A 5,867-nucleotide genomic window follows, 5' to 3' on the forward strand; every position below is an offset into this window, starting at 1 on the left:
AAAACGGCGACTACCTACTCTCCCACTATTACGCAGTACCATCGGCGTGACGAGGCTTAACTTCTCTGTTCGGAATGGGAAGAGGTGGAACCCTCGTGCTATAGCCACCTAAATAACTATAATAAGGTATATTGACACAAAAGCCAATAAACACGATGCAAAGCAAAAAAGAAAAAAAGATAAATACATTAAAACCGACCAAGAAGGATAAAATTAATACCCTAAAACCGAAAAAATAAAACAACAACAAAAGGAAGAAAAAAGTCAACGGGCAATTAGTAACGCTCGGCTAAACATATCTCTATGCGTACACCTGCGTCCTATCAACGTCATCGTCTATGACGACCCTAAAAGAAATCTAATCTTGTGGCCGGCTTCGTACTTAGATGCTTTCAGCACTTATCCGATCCCGACGTAGCTACTCGGCAATGCAGCTGGCGCCACAACCGATAAACCAGAGGTCAGTCCAACACGGTCCTCTCGTACTAGTGTCAGAACCACGCAAATTTCATACGCCCACGATAGATAGAGACCGAACTGTCTCACGACGTTCTGAACCCAGCTCGCGTGCCACTTTAATGGGCGAACAGCCCAACCCTTGGGACCTTCTCCAGCCCCAGGATGTGACGAGCCGACATCGAGGTGCCAAACCCCTCCGTCGATATGAGCTCTTGGGAGGGATCAGCCTGTTATCCCCGGAGTACCTTTTATCCTTTGAGCGATGTCCCTTCCATACGGAAACACCGGATCACTATGCTCTAGTTTCCTACCTGATCGACGTGTCAGTCTCCCAGTCAAGCACCCTTATGCCATTACACTCTACGGACGGTTACCAATCGTCCTGAGGGTACCTTTAGAAGCCTCCGTTACACTTTTGGAGGCGACCACCCCAGTCAAACTACCCACCAAACAATGTCCCCGCAACAGCGGGTTAGAACTCAGACACGCAAAGGGCCGTATTTCAAGGAAGGCTCCACGAATACTGGCGTACCCGCTTCAAAGCCTCCGGCCTATCCTACACATCACGTGCCCAAATTCAATGTTAAGCTATAGTAAAGGTTCACGGGGTCTTTTCGTCCCATCGCGGGTAATCGGCATCTTCACCGATACTACAATTTCACTGAGCTCACGGTTGAGACAGTGTCCAGATCATTACACCATTCGTGCAGGTCGGAACTTACCCGACAAGGAATTTCGCTACCTTAGGACCGTTATAGTTACGGCCGCCGTTTACTGGGGCTTCAATTCAATGCTTCGTTGCCTAACATCTCCTCTTAACCTTCCAGCACCGGGCAGGTGTCAGGCTATATACATCATCTTTCAATTTAGCATAGCCCTGTGTTTTTGATAAACAGTTGCCTGGACCGATTCTCTGCGCCCTGCCCATTTCTGGGCGAGGGACCCTTTATCCCGAAGTTACAGGGTCAATTTGCCTAGTTCCTTAACCGTGAATCACTCAAGCGCCTTAGAATATTCATCCCGACTACGTGTGTCCGTTTACGGTACGGGTACCTTAAAAATTAGGTTTAGCGGATTTTCTTGGAAGTATGGTTACATGCACTATTGGATTGTTCCAAGGAACGCTCCATACTATCAGGTTCGACTCAGGTTACGGATTTGCCTATAACCATCAATATCTACACCCTTTAACGACCTATTCCGTCAGGTCGCGACACTATCACAACTCCGTCCCCACGTCACTCTTTAAGGTAGTATGGGAATATTAACCCATTCAGCCATCGGATTCGCCATTAGGCTACACCTTAGGACCCGACTAACCCTGATCCGATTAGCGTTGATCAGGAAACCTTAGTCTTTCGGCGAGCAGGTTTCTCACCTGCTTTATCGTTACTTATACCTACATTTGCGTTTCCACACGCTCCAGAAAAACTTACGTTTCGCCTTCAACGCAGTGTGGAATGCTCCCCTACCGATGTTTACACATCCCATAGCTTCGGTAAACCGCTTATGCCCGATTATTATCCACGCTACCGCCCTCGACTAGTGAGCTGTTACGCACTCTTTAAATGAATGGCTGCTTCCAAGCCAACATCCTAGCTGTCAGGGGACAGTAACTTCGTTAGTTCAACTCAGCGGTTATTTGGGGACCTTAGCTGATGGTCCGGATTCTTCTCCTCTCGGACATGGACCTTAGCACCCATGCCCTCACTCCCTGTCTTAACTTGTACGCATTCGGAGTTTATCAGGACTTGATAGGCGGTGAAGCCCTCGCATCCAATCAGTCGCTCTACCTCATACAAGTAATAAACAGAGGCTGCACCTAAATGCATTTCGGGGAGTACGAGCTATCTCCAAGTTTGATTAGCCTTTCACCCCCACCCTCAGGTCATCCGGAAGCTTTTCAACGCTTATCGGTTCGGTCCTCCAGTTAGTGTTACCTAACCTTCAACCTGCCCAAGGGTAGATCACTTGGTTTCGCGTCTACTCCTACTGACTAAACACGCACGAATGCGTGCTTTCCCCAAGGGGGAAACTCGCCCTGTTCAGACTCGCTTTCGCTTCGGATCCAGGTCTCAAGACCCTTAACCTTGCCAGTAAAAGTAACTCGTAGGTTCATTATGCAAAAGGCACGCCGTCACACCATAAAGATGCTCCGACCGCTTGTAGGCGCATGGTTTCAGGAACTATTTCACTCCTCTATTAGAGGTACTTTTCACCTTTCCTTCACAGTACTGGTTCACTATCGGTCTCTCGGGAGTATTTAGCCTTACCGGATGGTCCCGGCAGATTCACACAGGATTTCACGTGTCCCGCGCTACTCAGGATACCACTAGGGTTAATATAGCTTAGCATACAGGATTATCACCTTCTATGATCGACTTTTCCAAATCGTTCTGCTCACTATATGTCGTCCCATAACGTGGTCCTACAACCCCGGTATTGCCGTAACAATACCGGTTTGGGCTAATCCGCGTTCGCTCGCCACTACTAGCGGAATCATTATTATTTTCTTCTCCTACAGGTACTAAGATGTTTCAGTTCCCTGCGTTCGCCTCCTGCAAAGCAGGATGACTGGTCTTCAACCAGCCGGGTTGTCCCATTCGGAAATCCGCGGATCAAAGGTCATTTGCACCTACCCGCAGCTTATCGCAGCTTATCACGTCCTTCATCGCCTCCGAGAGCCAAGGCATCCGCCATGCGCCCTTACTTACTTTTTTCTTCACAATCAAGAAATTAAAATACTATAAGCTATTAATAAATAACAGCAAACAGCACAAAAATATGCTCGAATCGTTGTTTTATACTTTCGGCTCACACCGGAAAAATATAAAAATCGTTTTTACTTTTTGCTTTGGTACATCATGTCAAAGATCGTTGCTATAATTAAAAACTGACAATTAAGAATTGACAATTAAAATTATAAAGAGTGGAGAATAACGGATTCGAACCGTTGACCCCCTGCGTGCAAGGCAGGTGCTCTAGCCAGCTGAGCTAATCCCCCGAAGTAATCTGGAGTTAGGAATGAGGAATTAGGAATGAAATATCTATTGCTACAGAAATTCATAATTCGTAATTCATAATTCGTAATCCTAAATTAGATTCGTAGTCCCAGGCAGAGTTGAACTGCCGACCTCTACATTATCAGTGTAGCGCTCTAACCAACTGAGCTATAGGACTATGTTCTACGCATTATCGGCGGCGATCGGCATAATCGATGCAAGCATCACTTCTGCTCTCTCTTGCTCGATAATTCAACCTAGCCCCATGGGGCTCGGCTTCATCTTTCTCTTCATATAAGATCTATATATAAACATAACAAACAAGAAATACAAGAAGAAATTGTTACCAATCTCTATGTCTTAAAAACAAAACCGAAATACTTCATACATAATAAATTATATAAAGTACCCCTCCAGAAAGGAGGTGTTCCAGCCGCACCTTCCGGTACGGCTACCTTGTTACGACTTAGCCCCAGTCACCAGTTTTACCCTAGGACGCTCCTTGCGGTTACGTACTTCAGGTACCCCCGGCTCCCATGGCTTGACGGGCGGTGTGTACAAGGCCCGGGAACGTATTCACCGCGCCGTGGCTGATGCGCGATTACTAGCGAATCCAGCTTCACGAAGTCGGGTTGCAGACTTCGATCCGAACTGAGAGAGGTTTTACGGATTAGCATCACATCGCTGTGTAGCAACCTGCTGTACCCCCCATTGTAACACGTGTGTAGCCCCGGACGTAAGGGCCGTGCTGATTTGACGTCATCCCCACCTTCCTCACATCTTACGACGGCAGTCTTCATAGAGTCCCCAGCATAACCTGATGGTAACTATAAATAAGGGTTGCGCTCGTTATGGCACTTAAGCCGACACCTCACGGCACGAGCTGACGACAACCATGCAGCACCTTCACAAATGCCTTGCGGCTAAACTGTTTCCAGCTTATTCATTTGCAATTTAAGCCCGGGTAAGGTTCCTCGCGTATCATCGAATTAAACCACATGTTCCTCCGCTTGTGCGGGCCCCCGTCAATTCCTTTGAGTTTCACCGTTGCCGGCGTACTCCCCAGGTGGAATACTTAATGCTTTCGCGTGGCCGCTTGCAGTGTATCGCAAACAGCGAGTATTCATCGTTTACTGTGTGGACTACCAGGGTATCTAATCCTGTTTGATACCCACACTTTCGTGCATCAGCGTCAGTAACAGTCCAGAAAGCTGCCTTCGCAATTGGAGTTCTTCGTGATATCTAAGCATTTCACCGCTACACCACGAATTCCGCCTACCTCTACTGTACTCAAGACTAACAGTATCAACTGCAATTTTACGGTTGAGCCGCAAACTTTCACAGCTGACTTATCAGTCCGCCTACGCACCCTTTAAACCCAATAAATCCGGATAACGCTCGCATCCTCCGTATTACCGCGGCTGCTGGCACGGAGTTAGCCGATGCTTATTCAAAACGGTACATGCAAAACACTACACGTAGTGTCTGTTATTCCCGTATAAAAGAAGTTTACAACCCATAGGGCAGTCATCCTTCACGCTACTTGGCTGGTTCAGACTCTCGTCCATTGACCAATATTCCTCACTGCTGCCTCCCGTAGGAGTCTGGTCCGTGTCTCAGTACCAGTGTGGGGGACCTTCCTCTCAGAACCCCTATCCATCGAAGACTTGGTGAGCCGTTACCTCACCAACAATCTAATGGAACGCATCCCCATCGAACACCGAAATTCTTTAATAATCAAAACATGCGAATTGATTATACCATTGGGTATTAGTCTCCCTTTCGGAAGGTTATCCCCAAGTGGACGGTAGGTTGGATACGTGTTACTCACCCGTGCGCCGGTCGCCAGCAATGTATTGCTACATCCTGATGCCCCTCGACTTGCATGTGTTAAGCCTGTAGCTAGCGTTCATCCTGAGCCAGGATCAAACTCTTCATTGTAAAAATATGTTTGAATGTAATTGAATAAAATGCAAAAATGCAACATAAACAACTACAAGTCTTTGCTCTTTATAGGATACCTGAATTTATTAAAAAGTAATCAAATAAACCTGTCCAAAAAAAAACAGGATATTGACGGTTCTATTAAAAAAACACTTATATAAAATATAAGGCTTGTACTACTTGTTGTTATGAAAATAATTCAAAGAACGAAATGCTATATACGCCAAAAAAAGCGAAAGCGGATGCAAAGATAAGCAGAAAAAAGAATGCAAACCAAATAAATAAGCAAGATAATTTTCTTGCGAAAGAAAACTAAAGGCAAATTGGAAGAATTCCTTTATCAACATGTCAAGCAAACAACCAAGCCCTCTGGCAAAGCGGGTGCAAAGATAGAGACTTTTAAATTCAAAACAAGAGAAATCAAACTTTATTTTTTAAGAAAAAAAGAAGAAAGAAACTAAA

General features: G+C 46.0%; 2 tRNA genes and 3 rRNA genes. All 5 read right to left on the minus strand.

What is annotated here, in order from left to right:
- Window position 1: 1 nt before the first annotated feature.
- Window positions 2-112: ribosomal RNA gene (gene rrf / locus D0T50_RS13370) — 5S ribosomal RNA — on the minus strand.
- A 143-nt stretch (window positions 113-255) separates the two neighbouring features.
- Window positions 256-3,179, minus strand: a 23S ribosomal RNA gene (locus D0T50_RS13375).
- 210 nt (window positions 3,180-3,389) lie between these two features.
- Window positions 3,390-3,463, minus strand: a tRNA-Ala gene (locus tag D0T50_RS13380).
- A gap of 102 nt (window positions 3,464-3,565) precedes the next feature.
- Window positions 3,566-3,639 (minus strand) — tRNA-Ile (locus D0T50_RS13385).
- Between the two features lie 239 nt (window positions 3,640-3,878).
- A 16S ribosomal RNA gene (locus D0T50_RS13390) occupies window positions 3,879-5,402 on the minus strand.
- The 16S, 23S and 5S rRNA genes sit together here with 2 tRNA genes alongside, the layout of an rRNA operon.
- Between the last annotated feature and the right edge of the window lie 465 nt (window positions 5,403-5,867).

The sequence above is a fragment of the Bacteroides sp. 214 genome (genome assembly GCF_010501015.1).
Classification (GTDB): domain Bacteria; phylum Bacteroidota; class Bacteroidia; order Bacteroidales; family Bacteroidaceae; genus Bacteroides.